This is a genomic window from Curtobacterium sp. B18, from assembly GCF_000333375.1.
GTDB lineage: Bacteria > Actinomycetota > Actinomycetes > Actinomycetales > Microbacteriaceae > Curtobacterium.
Window position 1 is genome coordinate 1 of sequence record NZ_BACZ01000168.1, and the last position, 2,255, is coordinate 2,255.

Sequence of the window (2,255 nt, forward strand, 5' to 3'; positions counted from 1 at the left end):
TGCGGAATCGGTCGGTGACCCCGATGTTCCGGCCCGTGATCGTCACGTCCATGTGGCGGCTCCCATCCAGACTCAGCGCGTCGCCTCCATCCGGCGATCCTGAACGCCTTGACGCGAGGCTAGACCCGGTGACCCCCGGGCGTCACGCGAAGTCGGTGAGTCGCGTGGACACCCACCGGACACACAGTGGCCACCGAGCGTTCACCGATGTGGACGCGCCGCCGGCGAGCGACCCGGGCACGGGCACGGACACGGGATTGGACTCGGGACCGGACACGGGGCTCGTTGGTGCCGGACCGTCGCCCGTCAGTCGTCGACGCTGGCGACGGCGACGCACCGCACGACCCGACCACCCGCGGCGCGGACGGCCCGCACGGCCTCGGCCATCGTGACGCCCGTCGTGACGACGTCGTCGACCACGACGACCGGCCGACCGGCGACGCCCTCGGCCGCAAGGGTGCCGACCGTCGCCGCGACCCGTTCGACCGCGCTGCGCTCCTTCTGCCCGGCGCCGGCCCGACCACCCGCGCCCACGGCTCCCCCGGGCGCGTCCCCGGCACCGAGCCCCCACGACGCACGGGACCGCACCCGCGACAGCGCCCGCGGACGCCGGACGCCCCCGCGCGCCGCCAGGAGCACGACCGGGTCGAACCCCCGGCGCCGGGCCCCGCGGGGCGAGGGCGGGACCCGGAGCAGCACGGCGCCCGGCCCGGCCTCGGCGAGCGCCGTCCGCACGAGCCCGCCGAACCGCGCGCCGAGGGGTCCGGCGAGGTCGACGCGCCCGCGGAGCTTCAGCTCGAGGAGCATCGTCCGGACGAGCCCGGTGTACTCGAAGGCCGCGTCCAGCCGCACCCCCGCGACGAGGCGCACCCGACCGGGCATCGCGTCGAGGACCTGCCGACAGGGCATGCAGAGGGCACGGTCGGGCCGGCCGCACCCGGCGCACGCCACCGGCAGGAAGAGCCCGACGACCGCGAGCAGCGCGTCCCGCCAGGGCCGCGCGACGCCGACGGCGCCGTCCGTACCCGCGGCACCAGCCGCACCCCAAGCGCCAGCCGCAGCCGCAGCGCCAGCCGCACCCGCGGCACCCTGCTCCGGGCCGGCGCGATCGGTGTTCGTCATGCCCCCGATCCTGACCCGACCCACCGCCGGGCGGGCACCGGTCTGTCGGGCTGGGGACGCGCCTCCCGGACCGCCGCCCTGTGGAGGACCGACGTCAGCGCTGGACGCCGAGGACGTCCGCAGTGATCCCCGTCGTCTCCCAGCCGCCGCCGGTCGACTGCAGGACGGAGCCGTCGGACAGCCGCAGGAGCATGGAGCCGCCGCTCCCCCCGACGATCTGGGTCGCCCGGCCGTCGGGCTTCGGCAGGGTGCTCGACTGCCCACCGATGGTCGAGCGGACGACGTCCGGGCCCGAGGTCGTCTGCCCGACCGAGGCGACGTCGGAGTCGCTGATCCAGGCAGCGCCGACGGCGTTCCCGGTGGCGGCCTGCACGCGCACCGGCGATCCGAGCGAGGTCGGCGTGCGATCGGCGCCGCGGACGATGGCCATCACGTAGAGGCTCGGGCCGTCGTTCGTCTCGATGAGGGCGAGCGCCCTCGTGGAGTCGCGGGACACCTGGAAGGACACGAGGTCGCCGGCCGGGAGCGTCGTGGAGACCTCGTGCGGGTCGCCGCCGAGGCCGTAGGCGGTCACGCGGCGGGTGTCGTCCTCGGACGCGACCCAGACGAAGCCGAGGTCGTCGATGGACGGCGGCACCAGACCGTCGGTCGCGTCGACACGCAGGTGGGTGCGGCCGCGGACGACCGTCACCCCGTCGCCGTTCCCGACCACGGCCGCGGTGCCGGAGGCCGACAGGGCGAACGAGGACGGTCGGAGGTCGCCGATCTCGGTGCCCATCCCGCCGCCGAGCTGGGCGATCTTGCCGCCGCCGAGCGCCGAGTAGCCGACGGTGCCGTCCTCGTCGACGAGCGGGCGGGCGTCGACGTCGGGGTTCTGCTGGGCGTCGACGCCGCCGGTGTCGGGGATGGAGAACGGTCCGCCCTCGACCGTGATGTCGACGGAGGACACCGCGGCGACCGAGGCGAGCGACTTGGTCAGCTGCTCGCGCATCCGGGCCTTCGCCTCGCTGCTGGCACCGAGGGCGTCGCTCGACAGGTCGACGAGGGCCGTCCCGCTCTCGACGGTGACGGCGTTGAGGGACAGCTGCGTGCCCTCGGGGAACGCGGACACCACGGCCCCCTTGAGCCAGTCC

General features: G+C 75.7%; 2 protein-coding genes. Both read right to left on the reverse strand.

Going from position 1 to position 2,255, the window contains the following annotated elements:
- Positions 1 to 306: 306 nt before the first annotated feature.
- Complete coding sequence (locus I5E_RS04520; protein WP_022905940.1) at positions 307 to 1,122, reverse strand: ComF family protein; 816 nt, start codon at positions 1,120 to 1,122, stop codon at positions 307 to 309.
- A 94-nt stretch (positions 1,123 to 1,216) separates the two neighbouring features.
- Positions 1,217 to 2,255 (reverse strand): LpqB family beta-propeller domain-containing protein (locus I5E_RS04525; protein WP_022905941.1); only part of this gene is annotated, 1,039 nt, incomplete at its 5' end.